This is a genomic window from Flavobacterium sp. CBA20B-1 (assembly GCF_028473145.1).
Taxonomy (GTDB): Bacteria; Bacteroidota; Bacteroidia; order Flavobacteriales; family Flavobacteriaceae; genus Flavobacterium.
In genome coordinates this window covers 1,913,434-1,929,107 of sequence record NZ_CP092370.1, presented here as the reverse complement: position 1 = coordinate 1,929,107, position 15,674 = coordinate 1,913,434, and the positions used below count along the sequence as shown (strand labels likewise).

The following is a 15,674-nucleotide window of genomic DNA, read 5'->3' as shown; positions in this document are numbered from 1 at the left end:
AACATCAGTCTTAAATCAAATAAAAAACCTTTTCTTATAAATAGCAAAAAAGAAGATAATCTGTAAAATTAAAATACCGTAAAACCACAATTGAAAACTCAGTTTTTTGGTTTTGTGTCGGTATTTCTGCATGCCAATATAAGCACCCAAAGTTCCACCAAACGCAGCAATAGTTAACAGGTTTTTTTCAGAAATACGCTGTTTGCCCTTAATTGCCCGCTGCTTGTCTAAATGGTACAAGCTAAAGGCAATGTAGTTTACAATAATTAAGTATATAAATACAAATTTCATACGGTAGTAATTGGTGCAAAGGTAGTATTTTTGCAGTTCAAAATTCATGCAATGAACACTATTCAATACATAAAGGAAAAAGTTACCGTTTCCGATAAATCCATACAAAACACCTTAGAATTATTAGCTCAAGATTGCACCATTCCGTTTATCGCAAGGTATAGAAAAGATGCTACGGGCAATTTAGATGAAGTTCAAATTGAACAAATTGCCAAACTTTCTAATCAGTTTGAAACAATTATCAAACGGAAAGAAGCCGTTTTGGCATCGATAGAAGAACAAGGTCAGTTAACCGATTTTTTGAAAGATAAAATTCAGCAGTCTTTTGATTTGGTCGAAATTGAAGATTTATATCTTCCCTTTAAAAAGAAAAGGAAAACCAAAGCCGACACTGCTCGTGAAGCCGGATTAGAACCCTTGGCAAAAATGATCATGTCGCAAAATGTAGATGATCTGGAATACACTGCCGAAAGATATTTAAACAGTAAAGTTTTTTCTTCTGAAGATGCTTTGCAAGGTGCTAGAGATATTATTGCCGAATGGATCAACGAAAATATTTTTGTTCGAAAAGCACTTCGACGCAAGTTTCAGCGCCATGCAGAAATTTCGACAAAAGTTGTGAAAACTAAGAAAGACGAAGATGCCGCAAAGAAATTTGAACAGTATTTTGATTGGAACGAACCTTTGTTTAAAGCACCCGCCCACCGATTATTGGCAATGTTGCGCGCCAATAACGAAGGTTTTGTAAAGCTTGATGTAAGCATTGATAAAACCGAAGCCATTACATTTATAGAAGATGCCGTAATTAAAAACAAAAACCACGAAACAGCTGCTGAAATTTCCAAAGCAGTTGCCGATTCGTACAAGCGTTTGTTAGAACCGGCGTTGTCTAACGAAGTGTTGCAGGAATACAAGCTAAAAGCCGATTTACAGTCGATCGGTGTTTTTTCAGAGAATTTATCGCAGTTGTTATTGTCGGCACCATTAGGTGAAAAACGTGTCATGGGAATCGACCCTGGATTTAAAACCGGCTGTAAAGTTGTGTGTATCGATGAAAACGGAAATCTGTTGTACAACGAAACCATATTTCCCCACGCACCACAAAAAGATATTGCCATGGCTACCAAAAAAGTACGTTCAATGGCAAATTCGTATAAAATTGATGCTATTGCCATTGGCAACGGAACGGCGAGTCGCGAAACAGAATTCTTTATTAAAAAAGTAGCGTTTGATAAGCCTTTGCAAGTTTTTGTGGTGAGTGAAGCAGGCGCATCGGTTTATTCGGCATCAAAAATTGCTCGTGAGGAATTTCCAAATTATGATGTTACTGTTCGCGGTGCTGTTTCTATTGGTCGCAGATTGCAAGATCCGTTGGCAGAATTGGTAAAAATCGATCCAAAGTCAATAGGAGTAGGGCAGTATCAACACGATGTGGATCAAACTTTGTTGAAAGAAGAATTGGATCAGGTGGTGGTTCGATGCGTTAATAAAATCGGAATCAACTTAAATACGGCAAGTAAATCGCTGTTGAGTTACGTTTCAGGTATCGGTGAAAAATTGGCAGAAAAGATTGTTGCCTACCGAGCAGAAAATGGAGCTTTTACCAATAGAAAAGAGTTGAAAAACGTACCGCGTTTGGGCGAAAAAGCGTATCAGCAAGCAGCAGCTTTTGTTAGAATTGTAAACGGAGATTTTGTGCTGGATAATTCGGCAGTGCATCCGGAAGCTTACAATTTGGTTGAAAAAATGGCAAAAGATTTAAAAATTAATGCCAATGAATTAATCGGAAATAAATCAGCTATCGAAAAGATCAATCCATCAAACTATATTTCAGAGCAATTTGGAATGCATTATATAAACGATTTGTTGAAAGAATTGGAAAAACCGGGATTAGATCCACGCAAAAAAGCAAAAGTTTTGGAATTTGATGCTTCTTTAAAATCGATAAACGATGTTGAGGTGGGCAAAGTGTACAACGGCATTATTAACAATATCACCAATTTTGGTTGTTTTGTAGATATCGGTATTAAAGAAAGCGGTTTGGTGCATATCTCACAGTTGAAAGAAGGTTTTGTTTCGGATGTAAACGAGGTGGTGAAACTACACGAACATGTGCAGGTAAAAGTATTGGAAGTAGATCAGCAGAAAAAGCGTTTGCAGCTTAGCATGATTCTTTAAAAACGATAGAAATGATAAAATAGTGGAAATATTACTCAATTCGGGAAAAAAAAACATAGTTTTGTAACAAATTTGTGTTATATTTGAAAAATAAATAATTTTATTTATTCTTATATAATTTGTTGAATATCAGTTGTTTGAATTAATTATTTGTTTTTTTTGATTATAAATGTGGTTTTGGTCTTTCATTTGTAATATACTTTATGAAAAAGAAAATAACCTTATAAACAAAAATTGTTCAAAAAAAGAATTGTTATGAGAAAGAGAGCAGTCGCTCTATACGGCTGCAGAATTAAAAGAAAGTAGTGTTTTTATTATGTTTTATAAGGGATACCCGTCTGAAGCTTTTCAGGCGGGTATTTAATTTGTGCGAATTGCTAAACTGTAATGATAAGCAAAAACTCGTTAATTCAAGTTCATTTGGAATTATTTGCAAATAAAAAAAGATGCTAAAAAGCATCTTTACATTTATTCTGATTTTGTTTCTGAATCGTTCTTTTTATTCGAATTTGTAGTTGCTCCGCTATTGTCTTTGGTAGCATCTTTAAATTCTTTAATCCCCGAACCTAATCCTTTCATCAATTCTGGAATCTTTTTTCCGCCGAAAAGTAATAATAAAACAGCTACTATTAATATTATTTCTGTTGCACCAAATCTTCCCATTGTGTACTATTCTTTTTTAGATTGATCTTTGTTTTCGTCATCTTTTGTAGCGTCTTTAAACTCTTTAATCCCAGAACCTAAACCACGCATCAATTCCGGAATTTTTCGTCCACCAAACATTAATAAAATCACAGCAACAATTAAAATTATTTGCCACGGACTAACCATTCCTAAAAACACTGCTAAAAAATTCATTATATTTAATTATAATTAATTATAAGCAAAGATATAACTTTTTAAACCGAACTTATTTTTTTATTTTGTAATTTTTAACACCGCATACTGTTAATATTTTGAATTGAAACTTTTTTGCACAGTTTATTGTTTTATTCAAGCAGTAAATACGATTTTTGTAATAAAAAAAACAAACCATGTCTTTAAAATCATTTTTTGCCAAGATATTCGCCAACATTGTTGTTATGCAACAGCAAAAATGGATGATAAAACCTGTTGAAACGCAGCAGAAAATTTTTCATTCACTCATTCAGCAAGCAAAACACACACAGTTTGGAAAAGACCATTTGTTTTATGCCATAAAATCGTACGAAGATTTTGCGAAATATGTTCCCGTGCGCGATTACGAAGCCCTAAAACCGTATGTGGATAAAGTAGTTGCCGGTGAAAAAAACGTTTTATGGAAGGGCAAACCGCTTTATTTTGCAAAAACATCGGGTACCACATCCGGTGCAAAGTATATCCCCATTACTAAAGAATCCATGCCTTATCATATCGAAGCGGCTCGAAATGCCATTTTATTTTATATCCAAGAAACCAAAAAAGTCGCTTTTGTTGATGGTAAAATGATCTTTTTACAGGGAAGTCCCGAAATGACGGAGAAAAACGGAGTGAAAGTCGGACGATTATCAGGTATTGCCGCGCATTACGTTCCGAAATACCTGCAAAAAAACCGCTTGCCAAGTTGGGAAACAAATTGTATCGATGATTGGGAAACAAAGGTGGATGCGATTGTGCAAGAAACCAAAAATCAAAACATGACAGTTATCTCTGGAATTCCTTCTTGGGTGCAAATGTATTTCGATCTATTGATTCAGGTTTCAAATAAAAAAGTAGGCGATTTGTTTAAAAATTTCAACTTGTTTATTTATGGCGGCGTGAATTATGAACCTTATCGCAAAAAATTTGAACAATTAATTGGCAGAAAAGTAGATAGTATTGAACTGTATCCGGCATCCGAAGGATTTTTTGCCTATCAAGATTCGCAAAAAGCAAAAGGAATGTTGTTGCTTTTAAACGCAGGTATTTTTTACGAGTTTATTAAAGCCGATGAATTTTATACCGAAAATCCCAAACGTAACACAATAGGTGAAGTGGAATTAAACGTTAATTATGTAATCATTATTAGCACAAATGCCGGTTTGTGGGCCTATAATATTGGCGATACGGTGATGTTTACAAGTTTAAAACCCTATAGAATTGTGGTAACTGGACGCATAAAACACTATATTTCGGCTTTCGGCGAACACGTAATTGGCAAAGAAGTAGAGGAAGCAATGCAGCAAGCTTTAAACGAAACAGATGCTACTGTTACCGAATTTACTGTTGCGCCTCAAATTAACCCCGAAAGTGGACTGCCTTACCATGAATGGTTGGTAGAATTTGAAAAAGAACCAACAAATCTGGACGATTTCGCTTTAAAGATCGATGCTGCGTTAAGAAAACAAAATGTTTATTATGATGATTTAATTGTTGGTAGTATTTTGCGTACTTTAGTAATTACCAAAGTTCCAAATGGAGGTTTTAACGAATACATGAAATCAGAAGGAAAATTGGGCGGACAAAACAAATTGCCGCGTTTGGCAAACGACCGTAAAATTGCCGATTTTATTCACAAATTAAAATAGCGTATGAAAAAGTTGCTGTTTCTTTTATTAATAACTCCAATGTGTGTGTTTGCACAGATTAGCGGCAAGGTGGTGAACACCGAAAACAAACCGTTGCCACTGACAAATATTTGGGTTTTAGATGGAAGCGACGGCGCTACAACCGATTCGTTGGGTATGTTCTATATACCGTCGGCATTGGCAACAGACACGTTGATTTTCAATGCTTCGGGACACACAATCTTTAAAGAAGAAGCATCAAAAACCACAAATGTAATATTAGAAGCTTACGAAATTCCACAGCCTGCATTGCTGGTTTTGCCCGAAAAATCGTTTCATCACACCATTGGCAATGCACATTATGAAAACATGTATTTCACGCCAGGAAATGTACCGTATATGTATGGTCGGTTTTTTGAAAACAATGCCGAAATAAAATCAGTTCAATATATTGATAAAGTAATTGTTTATACCAAAAGCGCCGTGGCTGCAGCCACCATCAAAATTCGGTTTTTACGAATGAATGAATACGGTTGTCCAAGCGATGATTTATTGGTTGATCCTATCATTGCAACAGTTAAACGCGGCACTAAGAAAAATTTAATCAACGTTTTAAAACACAATATTAAAATTCCAAAAAATGGTATTTTTGTGGCAGTAGAATGGTTAATAACCGAAAACAATCAATTTAGAGCAGCAAATTTTGTAAAAGGCGACCAATTGTTTGAAGATTTTCGTTACCAGCCCGATGTGATGAACAATAAAGTAGAAAAAACGGCTTCGTTTCGGTACATGCACGGCGAATGGTTTCCAAACGATCAGTTTCAGCCAAGAAATCCAAATGCACCAAAAGAAATTGTTGATCCTGCAATTGGATTGATTTTATCAAATTAGTTTATGGTTGTATAATTGTAGAAATGTATATTGTAGATATGTATATTGTAGATATGTATGTTGTGGAATTGATGCTATAAGAATATTAAACCTGAAACCTGAAACAAAAAAATGACAGAAATAAAATACATAACAAGAACACGAGCACAAGAATCATCGGCAGCGGTTGAGCGCTTGTACATCACCATGCGCCATTTGTTTAACCGCGGATTTTACAAACCAATGGGGGTTTCGGGCGAAACCTTGCGCGAGGCTTTATTGCTTTTACGACCAGAAATTTATGGATCAATCGCCGATGAAAAAGTAGAACTAAACGGTTTGCTTTATGTAATAGAGCGTTTACCTGTGGGAATTGAAGAGTGTCGATACATCAACCTAACATCAGACGAAGGTTATTCACAATCGCACTTTAAAGCCATTGTGCCGCCAAAACGCCGTCGTAATTGCTACCGGATCGACAAAGAACAGATGAATATCGAAATCACCCGTGGACGATCGGATATTTATGATGTGTTAACGCACCTCACCTTTATGTTTGTAGAATCACACAAAATTAAAGACCGTATTTTAATTGACGATGACGACAATGTTTCACGCGATTGGTTAAAATTGCAAGAGGCTGTGCTAAAAGCCGAGCCATTAGAGCGCAACGAACGTGAAATTGCCATTTCGCATACCTCTATAATTTTAGGAAGAACTTTTGCCGAAATAAACGCTATTTATGATGCATTTGCCACCGATGAAAATCTGGATCGGTTTTTACATGTAATTTATTGGTTGGGGAAAATTGCTTTGGAAGAAGTGTTGGATAACAACAAAAGAACCATTACTTTTAGCCCAATTTTGCGCGAGCGTTTGGGGCATCATATTTACGGAGAAATTTGGGCAACCAAAATAAAAACCGAATTGCAACGTTTACAGTTATTAAACCGTCCGTTGCACATTATTAGTGCGAATATGCACAGTGTAATGAATTCGATTTTTGCCGAAAATGTGCTGCAACAAAAGTTGAAAGGTAAAAACCAAAACGAAATTTTTGAAGAATTAAGTAAAAAAGGAAACAGTGATTTGCGCGCTTTAGTAGCCGAACGTGCCACGAATCAAGGAATGCTATTTTTGCCAGACACTTCGGGAACCAATATTGACGTGCAGATTTTTGATACCGCTAAAATAAAGTTTGAACAAACAGCGTTTCAAAAATATAAGGTTCCAGAAAACAATGATGAAAAGCCCGTTTTGATTGTAATGGATTATGCATTTGGCGAGCAAGCTTATGAAACCATAGACGAATTACTGAAACCTTTTCAAAAAGATGTACATTTGAACGTAGAATCGGTTTCTATAATGGGCAAAGCTGGAATTTTGGTGGGCAATAAAGGCGATATTATGATTCCTACGGCGCATATCAACGAAGGAACAGGCGATAATTACCCGTTTGAAAACGAGTTGACCGTAGAAATGTTTGAAGGAAACAACATTCCAGTTTTCGGAGGGTCAATGATTACCGTTTTGGGAACATCGTTGCAAAACAAAGATTTATTAAAGTTTTTTCACGATTCCACATGGCGCGTGATTGGTTTAGAAATGGAAGGAGCACATTATCAAAAAGCCATACAATCGGCATCAAAAATTCGCAAAAGCATCAACCCCAACGTAAAAGTTAGGTATGCTTATTACGCATCGGATAATCCGTTGGAAACAGGCAGCACTTTGGCATCGGGCGGATTAGGCGCATCGGGCGTTAAACCCACATACTTGATAACCCTAAAAATATTAGAACAAATTTTTAATTGTTAATATATGAATCAACAAGCTAATAAAGACGCATCTTTTGAAGAAAAAGAGGTAGATGTAAAATATATGGCAAACAGAGCGGGTAATTTCTACAATAAAATGCTATATAGCATTTACCGCTTACTGCGTTTTGTTAAGAAAAGATGGTACGTTTTTTTAGTGCTCATTGCTGTGGGAGTGGGGTTAGGTATTTATATGAACGCATCCAAATCAAGCAGATTGCGGCATGAATTAATAGTGGTTCCTAATTTTGGAAGTATCGACTATCTAAACCAAAAGATTAAAGATTATGACCGTTTAAAATTAAATAAAGAACTTATTTCGTTGAATGCCGGCAATGAAGTATATGATCTTAAAATAGAGCCTATCTACGATGCATATAATTACATTTTAACAGACCCGGTTCATTTTGAAGCTTTTAAAGTGTTAAGCGACCGCGCAATTGACATGGAGAAGTACTCTAAAAGTAAATTGGCTTCTAAAAATTATAAATACCATGTATTAACGGTTTATACCGATGGTTTAGGAAATACCGATTTAACAATTGATAAAGTGCTGGAAGATTTGAATAGCGATACCTATTTTAATCAAAGAAAGAACATAGAAAAAGCAAATACGTTAGCAAAACGCACCGAAATTTCAAGGTCTATTGAACAAGTAAATGGATTGTTTGAACGTTTAGGTAGCGAAAATAAAGTGAATGATATAACAATGAATGCATATCCTGAATTGGCAGATATGTTAACAGCAAAAGAAGCATTGCTAAAGCAATTAAACGCTGTGGATGTGCAATTGATTGAGCAAGAGCAAGTAGTGTATCTGGCAACAAAAATGATGAACATTCCCGTTCGCCCGTTTTTGCCGTATTTTATAACACTGCCGTTTTTGTTTGTGGTTTGTTATATATTAATTGCGTATTTTAATTCAAAAATAAAAAGTTTTAAAGCCTGATTTTTGAATAAAACTCAATCAATACAAAATCTTTTTACCTATGGTGCTAGTCAAATTATAAGTTTGCTGGCACCGTTTTTAGTTGGCTTTTATGTGATTCCGATTTTTGGTATTGCCAAATGGGGTGTAATTGGTGTTGCAACTTCTTTATACATTGTTATTGGTATTTTGATTGAGTTTGGTGCTAATTTAGTGGGCGTAAAAGAGTTGAGTGCGCATCGATTAAAATACTATTACAAAAAAAGATATATTGGTTTAAACTATACATTTAGACTGTATTGCACTGTTTTTATAACTCTTTTGTTAATAATATGTTTTGTATTATTTAACGCAGATACCGCTTTTTATTGGGGATTAACATGGATGTTGGCTTGGTATTTTAATCCTTTGTGGGTGTATCAGGCAAATGAAAATTTTAAAATAATCAACTTTATCACCATAGCCACAAAAATCATTTACATAGTGGTGGTGTATTTATTTATAAAACAACCACAGCATTACATATACATCGTTGGCTTATTGGGTTTTTGCAACGCTTTGTTTTATGCCTTTTTTTATTTTAAAATACCGAAAACAATCACAAATATTAAACGCGTCTGGCTGTTTGTGAACCAGAATAAAGCAATTGTACTGTCGAACTTTAGCATTACGGCGTACACTCAAGCACCCATTTTTATTATTGATGCCCTTTTAGGAAATACCGCTTCGGGTATTTACAAAGTGATTGATTTGTTTTTAACCGCTTACCGCAGTTACTTGGGAGTTTTTTTTAATGTTACTTTTCCAAGATTTTGCTTTGAAGCTCAACAAAATTTGAAAGCAGCTAAGACTTATGTTAGTAAAATGCTTTTTCTAAATGTATTTTTATTAACACTGTCAGCTCTTTTTATTTTTATCGCAATGCCTTATGTAACCCAATATTTCAATGTTCCAGAAAACGTTCAAAAAGGATTGCATTTAAGTAGATTTTTACTTTTTTTACCTGTAATTATTGCATTAAACATCCCCTTTTATCAAGCATTGATTTATAATTCACAAAATATAAGTATCGCATTCATATCAATAGGCGGACTTTTATTAACATTATTATCAGTCGGTTTGTTGACCTATTTTTTTAATTTAAGTGGATCATTTGCAGCGCTTTATATAGTAGAGCTTTTTATTACATTGTGTTTGTTTGCCAAAGGATCAAAATATTTAAAATAATGAAAGAAGAAGTATATATTGTTTTGCTAAATTACAACGGTGCTTCAGATACTATGGCATGTATCCATTCATTATTGCAGCTACAAACAGCCAGTAGTTTTAAAATTGTTGTTGTGGATAATTCCGAAACAATGAACAACTTTGAATTATTACAACAATTTGCTTTCGAAAATAATTTGCGCAGCATCTCTTTTATTGAAGAGAACCAAAGTACGTATCAAAACGAAGAATTAATCCTTATAAAAAGTAGAAAAAATCAGGGTTTTGCTGCGGGAAATAACATAGGGATTAGGTTTAGTTTGCAGCAGAAAAATTGTGCCTATCTTTGGATTTTAAACAATGACACTGTTGTAACACCAAATAGTTTAGAAGCATTACTCAGTTATCATAAAGCACATCCCACCGCTATCTTAGGTTCAAAATTATTGTATTTTAACCAGCCGGATACCATTCAGGCGGTAGGCGGAATATTCAATGAGCGCTATTTTATCAGTGAACATGTTGGGGAAGGTTTACCAAAAGATACACAGAAAAAATCATTGCCAAAGATTGATTATCCCATTGGGGCAGCAATCTTTGTGAGCCGTTTGTTTATTGAAAAAGTGGGATTGCTAAACGAAACATATTTTTTATACTACGAAGAATTGGATTGGGTGAAAAGCGCCAAAAAATTCGGCTTCATTGCTGATTGGTGTGAAGAAAGCGTGGTATATCATAAAGAAGGTGCTTCTATTGGATCATCATACAAGAATGAAAAGAGCTATTTTTCTGAAATAGAATTGTTTAAAAGCAGAAAAAAATTTGTGGCAAACCACTATCGGTTAAATATGCGATTTTATTTTTCAAGTATTTTACTTATTTTGAATCGATTGCGAAAAGGAAAGTTTAAATTAGCGAATGCTTTATTAAAAATAACCATAAATGACCTTAAATAAGCAAGTAATTATATATTTAATAGTGTTTTTTGCAGCTATTTACCAAGATTTTCCTTTATACAACTATGTGGGCGAAATTGGTAGATCGCCCATTGTGTTGCTATCGCCTTTTATGCTTGCTTATATCCTTTCAAACAAACATATTATTGTAAGCAAGTATGTAGAAGCCTTTATCAAGTTTTTGCTCTATTGCTTCCTTATATCGGTTGTTTTTATAACTGTTACTTACATTCATTATGAAACATTTGTTATTTTAGAGGAAAATATTATCCTAAAAACATTGAAAATGAGTGTTTATCCTATTGTAATACTCATTACTTATCAGTTTTTTTATTCGTACTTAAGCAATAACTTTCATTCGTTAAATAATTTATTTTCTGCGGTTTATCTCACACAACTTTTTTTGGTGGCGTTTATTGCTTTAGAAATCTATTACCTAGGTAATCCAAAAGCCTTTTTTCCGCTGTTTCATACATTGCCTGAGAAATATTGGCGCGTACGGTTATTAACTCCCGAAGAAAGCTGGACAGGAACCATTCTGGTAATTTTTATGTTTTTACCCGTTTTTTTAATTCACTATTTAAAAATAAAAGGGGTTTGGCGCTGGTTGGTTTATTTTCAAAGTGCTTTTTTGTTTTTTTCTTATGCATTTGTAAGTCAGTCCAAAGGATTTCTGCTTTTAGTGTTAATTTCTGTACTTCCATTAACATTGGCCTATTTAAAACGCAATAAATATTTGCGGAATATTTTTATCATAACTTTAATAATCACCGTTGCGGTAGGCGGGTTCTTAGGCTTTGTTCTGCGCGAAATTATTATAGAGCAAATTACAACAAGTGGAACCTTCGGCACCCGTTTTTCTTCAATAACGGCTTCGTTGTTGCTATTTGTGCTATGTCCGATTGGAGTGGGGTGGAGTGGTTTTGTTACCTATTTTCCACAGGTTTTAGAATACATTTTAGAATCGAGTATAGTTGATGAATTTAATTTACAAGAAGTTCGCGGATATTTATCAACTACAAAAGCGCTATCAACCAAGACTGCTTTTTTTGATGAATTGATGTACGGAGGAATATTTTTCTTAATTTTCTTTTACCAATTCTTTATAAAGCGTTATTTTAACCTGAATAAAATTAAAAATATTGATTTTTATTTTTTAAAGATTCCATTAGCATTCACCATTATGGCCGGTGTAATTTATATCACTTATCACGTGAAATATGATGTATGGATTTTTTTGGCATTGACCAATGTTTTTGAGTACAAATACAATTCAAACAAAAATGAAGATAGCAGTAGTTAGTGGATTTATACCTTTCCCGCCCATTTTTGGAGGAGCTATTGATATTTGGGAACGAATAAAAGGGTTGCACGCATTGGGGCATGAAGTTGATTTAATTGCCACCGACAAGATCAACCCTACAAAAGAGCAAATAGATGAAATGGCATTGTACACCAAGCGATTCTTTTTTGCGCGCAGGCAAAATAAACTGTACCAACTATTCAGCAACCAACCCCTGCAAATGCTTAGTCGCAAGGCATTAAAAAATATTCAAGTTCATCAATCATATGATTTAATTATCTTAGAGAGCGAATTTTGCTGGCCGTTTTTATTAAATCGGTCGGTATCATATAAAAACAGTGTGGTTCGGGTTCATAATATCGAGCATCATTATTTTAAGGTACTTGGGGAAAGTGCAACTAGCCTTAAAGAGAAATGTTATTACAAAATCGAAGCATCGAAAATAAAGCAACTGTCCAATTTGGTTTTTAGTAAAGTAAATAAACTGTGGTTTATTTCAAAAGACGATTTAACACAAGTAAATTTACTGGAAAAGAGCACGTTTATGCCGTTTCCTATCAATGAAAATTTCATACATCCAACCAAAAAGACAGGAAACAATGTGGTTTTTATGGGTTCGCTTTTTATGCAAAATAATATTTTTGGATTGGATTGGTTTTTAAAAAACGTGCATCCATTATTGCAAAAGGAACTACCCAATTATCATTTTTATATCGTTGGTTCATTAAAAGAAAACCATCAAGAGGTGCAGAGAAAATACAGTAATTTGGCAAACGTATCTTTTATTGTAAATACACCTTGTTTAAAAGAGTATTACCAAAAAGCGAATGTGTTTGTAAACCCAATGTTTCATGGCAGTGGCGTAAAGGTAAAATCGGTAAATGCTTTGGTTAATGGAATTCCATTGGTAAGTACATCCATTGGTGCAGAAGGCATAGGTTTAACAGATGAAATGTTTTTTCATGCAGAAACAGCCGCCGCGTTTAAGCAACAAATCATAAACGTACTTCAAAACCCCGAACAAGCCCTAAACAAAACACTTTGTGCACAAGCTTATTTAAAAGAAACTAACTATCTTCATATTTTAAAAAATGAATTAGATGCGTTTAGCTAAAATTTTTTATGCATGTACTTGCGCCTTGGGACTGTTTCCTTTGCTTAAACTGAATCATTTTTCGCTGTTAATGATCATTTGGTTTGTTTTGGCAATGGCTAATGCGTGGAAGAACAACACGTTTACATTTTTAAAACTACACACATTCACCTTTCTTATTCTTTCTTTTTTCTGTATAATGTATTTGTTGTACATTCCATTTACTACTGATTTTAAAGAGCTTAGCAAATCAATCATAAAAAGTTTACCTTTTCTAATTTTTCCGTTGGGGTTTCTTGTAAATAAGCAACTTATTACCAAAAAGTTTATACAGACTTTTGGACTGCTTTATACTCTGTCGGTTTTTATTTTGAATGGTTTAGGATGGAATCAATTGTTTAATTTTGGCTGGAACAAAGCTTGGAAACAAAACGATTTTTACCACCCTATTTTTAGAAATATGTTCCACGAAGCAACAACTTTGCATTTACCATATTTAGGGTTACTAACTATTTTTGCGGCTTTGTGGCTTACTCATAAAATAGTTGATGCTAAAAAAATAAGCGTTTTAAACCTTTTTGGAGTGAGCTTTTTGTTATTTTCGGCTTATATCTATTCAGCACGAATGGCATTGGTTTGCTATTTAATAGGCTTGTTGTTCATCCTTTTTAAATCCATAAAAAAAACACGAGTAAAGTGGAGTGTTTTGATGATTTTACCCTTGGTTGCATGGGCTTTGTTGTGGTTTTCTCCCATAAAAGAGCGCTATATAAAAGTAGTTGAAAAAGAATGGATACTGCCAAATCATAAGCAAAAGCCCCATGAGGTAAATTACAGATACGGAATTTGGCATTGTGCCACGCACTTAATCGCAAATAATTGGCTGTTGGGTGTTGGTGCAGATAAGGTGCAAGAACAATTAAACAAATGCTATGATGGTTTTTCGTACAAATCCTATGAAGATTTTAAAAAAGTTACCTACAACACCCACAATCAGTATTTAGACCAACTGCTTAAATTCGGAATTTTAGGGTTGATATTATTCGTTTGGATGTTGCTCTATTTTTTCCCCAATTCTTCGGTTTTGTATCAAACTTTTTTGCTAATTGTAGCCATAAGTTTTTTAACCGAGAATATTTTAGACCGGCAAATAGGCGTTGTATTTATTTCCTTATTAAATACTATTTTTGTAATCTATAAAATAAATACTCTTGAAAAAAGCATTAGTAGTAGATTGGTTAGATAAATATGGAGGTGCCGAAAAAGTAATTCAAGCATTAGAACACGCGTTGCAGTTCCATGAAGTGCATGCTTTAGTAAATGTAATGCAAACAGCTGCGTTAAAACAAATGTTTCCAAAACAGCAAAAAATAAGAACTACCTTCTTGCAGGTTTTAGGAAAAAAATTTCGCTTCTCTTACCCTTTCTTTTTTTTCGGAATAAAGAAAATAATGATTTCAAATGATGTAGATTTAATTATTTCCAGCTCACATTCCGTAGCAAAAGGTGTTCAAAAAACCAATAAAAACCAAATTCATATCAGCTATTTTCAGGCTCCTAATTCTAATTATATTTGGCAAGATGCACCTTTGTATTTTAAAAAAGCCTATCCTTTAATAAAATGGCTCTTACCCATATTTAGAAAATGGGACTTTAAACAAGCGCAAAACCCCGATTTTATTATTTGCAATTCTAAATTTGTGCAAAATTGGGTGCAGCTAAATTATCAACGCAAAGCCACGGTAATTTACCCGCCCGTAAACCTAAGTGCTTTTCCTCTTAAAACTATTAAGCAAGATTTTTACGTGATTGCAGGCAGAATAGCAACGATAAAACGCTTTGATTTAGTGATTGAAGCATTCAATACAAATGGAAAAAGGCTAATCGTAATTGGCGATGGCGATCAGTTGAATCATTTAAAAAGTAAAGCTGTTTCTTCACAGATTGAATTTTTGGGATTTCAAAACGCAGCCGTTTTATCGCACTATTTACAAAATGCCAAAGCACTCATACAAATGGGTGTAGAAGGATTTGGTATTGCAGCAATTGAAGCCAACTCCTGTGGCACGCCTGTCATTTGTTATGAAAAAGGGGGGATTACAGAAACAGTACTCAACCATCAAACCGGGTTGTTTTTTAAAGAGCAAAGTGCACAAGCTTTAAACGCATGCATTGCAACATTCGAAACTAAAGATTGGAACTACCAAGCCATACATGAACATGCACAACAATTTTCTGCGGAACAATTTGAAAAACAAATTATTGCATTTGTAGAGAAGCACACCAACAATAAGCAGTACTAAGTGATTTTGCTTTACAGCTCAAACGACAAATTCAAGAAAAAGAACATTGCTTTTATTTCAGAAGATTCAGTATCTAGAAGGTGTTTGATACATTCTTTGCTGTCATGAACAAACCAATAAAATTTCTTTTAAATAGAAATAGAACCAACAATTAATAAAATTTCAAAAAAGATGGTTAGTTGTTGCGAAACGGCATCTTTTTCCCTATTTTTATACCACAAA

Annotated in this window: 14 protein-coding genes; 11 read left to right on the top strand and 3 right to left on the bottom strand. The window is 34.2% G+C overall.

Annotation, left to right across the window (positions count from 1 at the left end; genetic code table 11):
* Positions 1-15: 15 nt before the first annotated feature.
* Complete coding sequence (locus MG290_RS09575; RefSeq protein ID WP_264561088.1) at positions 16-291, bottom strand: DUF1294 domain-containing protein; 276 nt, start codon at positions 289-291, stop codon at positions 16-18.
* 51 nt (positions 292-342) lie between these two features.
* On the opposite strand from MG290_RS09575, the gene MG290_RS09570 reads away from it, so the two are divergent.
* Entirely contained in the window at positions 343-2,469 is a 2,127-nt protein-coding gene (locus tag MG290_RS09570; protein WP_264561087.1) for a Tex family protein, read from the top strand.
* Positions 2,470-2,937: 468 nt separating this feature from the next.
* Here the strand turns inward: MG290_RS09570 and MG290_RS09565 are convergent, their stop codons facing one another.
* Positions 2,938-3,132: a twin-arginine translocase TatA/TatE family subunit gene (locus tag MG290_RS09565; RefSeq protein ID WP_264561086.1), complete on the bottom strand. Its 195-nt coding sequence runs from the start codon at positions 3,130-3,132 to the stop codon at positions 2,938-2,940.
* Between the two features lie 6 nt (positions 3,133-3,138).
* Positions 3,139-3,327, bottom strand: coding sequence for a twin-arginine translocase TatA/TatE family subunit (locus tag MG290_RS09560; RefSeq protein ID WP_257500340.1), 189 nt, complete (start codon positions 3,325-3,327; stop codon positions 3,139-3,141).
* Positions 3,328-3,503: 176 nt separating this feature from the next.
* On the opposite strand from MG290_RS09560, the gene MG290_RS09555 reads away from it, so the two are divergent.
* The 10 genes from MG290_RS09555 (at position 3,504) to MG290_RS09510 (ending at position 15,452) form a co-directional block, all read left to right on the top strand.
* The gene (locus MG290_RS09555; protein WP_264561085.1) at positions 3,504-4,994 is read left to right on the top strand and encodes a GH3 auxin-responsive promoter family protein; all 1,491 of its coding nucleotides are present in this window, start codon (positions 3,504-3,506) and stop codon (positions 4,992-4,994) included.
* Positions 4,995-4,997: 3 nt separating this feature from the next.
* Positions 4,998-5,867 carry a carboxypeptidase-like regulatory domain-containing protein gene (locus MG290_RS09550; protein ID WP_264561084.1) on the top strand — a complete coding sequence of 290 codons (870 nt, stop codon included), beginning with the start codon at positions 4,998-5,000 and terminating at the stop codon, positions 5,865-5,867.
* Positions 5,868-5,978: 111 nt separating this feature from the next.
* Positions 5,979-7,664: a DUF6909 family protein gene (locus tag MG290_RS09545; RefSeq protein WP_264561083.1), complete on the top strand. Its 1,686-nt coding sequence runs from the start codon at positions 5,979-5,981 to the stop codon at positions 7,662-7,664.
* 3 nt (positions 7,665-7,667) lie between these two features.
* Entirely contained in the window at positions 7,668-8,612 is a 945-nt protein-coding gene (locus tag MG290_RS09540; RefSeq protein WP_264561082.1) for a hypothetical protein, read from the top strand.
* A gap of 3 nt (positions 8,613-8,615) precedes the next feature.
* The gene (locus MG290_RS09535; RefSeq protein WP_264561081.1) at positions 8,616-9,818 is read left to right on the top strand and encodes a lipopolysaccharide biosynthesis protein; all 1,203 of its coding nucleotides are present in this window, start codon (positions 8,616-8,618) and stop codon (positions 9,816-9,818) included.
* The gene (locus MG290_RS09530) at positions 9,818-10,753 is read left to right on the top strand and encodes a glycosyltransferase family 2 protein (protein WP_264561080.1); all 936 of its coding nucleotides are present in this window, start codon (positions 9,818-9,820) and stop codon (positions 10,751-10,753) included. The genes MG290_RS09535 and MG290_RS09530 overlap by 1 nt, the downstream gene beginning before the upstream one ends.
* The gene (locus MG290_RS09525) at positions 10,740-12,056 is read left to right on the top strand and encodes a hypothetical protein (RefSeq protein WP_264561079.1); all 1,317 of its coding nucleotides are present in this window, start codon (positions 10,740-10,742) and stop codon (positions 12,054-12,056) included. Before MG290_RS09530 ends, MG290_RS09525 begins: the two co-directional genes overlap by 14 nt.
* Entirely contained in the window at positions 12,037-13,170 is a 1,134-nt protein-coding gene (locus tag MG290_RS09520) for a glycosyltransferase family 4 protein (RefSeq protein WP_264561078.1), read from the top strand. Before MG290_RS09525 ends, MG290_RS09520 begins: the two co-directional genes overlap by 20 nt.
* Positions 13,157-14,395 (top strand): O-antigen ligase family protein, encoded by a 1,239-nt coding sequence (locus MG290_RS09515; RefSeq protein ID WP_264561077.1) that lies wholly within the window; start codon positions 13,157-13,159, stop codon positions 14,393-14,395. The genes MG290_RS09520 and MG290_RS09515 overlap by 14 nt, the downstream gene beginning before the upstream one ends.
* Positions 14,361-15,452, top strand: a complete 1,092-nt coding sequence (locus tag MG290_RS09510) for a glycosyltransferase (protein WP_264561076.1) — start codon at positions 14,361-14,363, stop codon at positions 15,450-15,452. The genes MG290_RS09515 and MG290_RS09510 overlap by 35 nt, the downstream gene beginning before the upstream one ends.
* The last annotated feature ends 222 nt before the right edge of the window (positions 15,453-15,674 follow it).

Coding starts and splice junctions, on each gene's coding strand:
- MG290_RS09575 (WP_264561088.1), bottom strand. CDS start 291: ATGAAATTTGTATTTATATACTTAATTATTGTAAACTACATTGCCTTT.
- MG290_RS09570 (WP_264561087.1), top strand. CDS start 343: ATGAACACTATTCAATACATAAAGGAAAAAGTTACCGTTTCCGATAAA.
- MG290_RS09565 (WP_264561086.1), bottom strand. CDS start 3,132: ATGGGAAGATTTGGTGCAACAGAAATAATATTAATAGTAGCTGTTTTA.
- MG290_RS09560 (WP_257500340.1), bottom strand. CDS start 3,327: ATGAATTTTTTAGCAGTGTTTTTAGGAATGGTTAGTCCGTGGCAAATA.
- MG290_RS09555 (WP_264561085.1), top strand. CDS start 3,504: ATGTCTTTAAAATCATTTTTTGCCAAGATATTCGCCAACATTGTTGTT.
- MG290_RS09550 (WP_264561084.1), top strand. CDS start 4,998: ATGAAAAAGTTGCTGTTTCTTTTATTAATAACTCCAATGTGTGTGTTT.
- MG290_RS09545 (WP_264561083.1), top strand. CDS start 5,979: ATGACAGAAATAAAATACATAACAAGAACACGAGCACAAGAATCATCG.
- MG290_RS09540 (WP_264561082.1), top strand. CDS start 7,668: ATGAATCAACAAGCTAATAAAGACGCATCTTTTGAAGAAAAAGAGGTA.
- MG290_RS09530 (WP_264561080.1), top strand. CDS start 9,818: ATGAAAGAAGAAGTATATATTGTTTTGCTAAATTACAACGGTGCTTCA.
- MG290_RS09525 (WP_264561079.1), top strand. CDS start 10,740: ATGACCTTAAATAAGCAAGTAATTATATATTTAATAGTGTTTTTTGCA.
- MG290_RS09520 (WP_264561078.1), top strand. CDS start 12,037: ATGAAGATAGCAGTAGTTAGTGGATTTATACCTTTCCCGCCCATTTTT.
- MG290_RS09515 (WP_264561077.1), top strand. CDS start 13,157: ATGCGTTTAGCTAAAATTTTTTATGCATGTACTTGCGCCTTGGGACTG.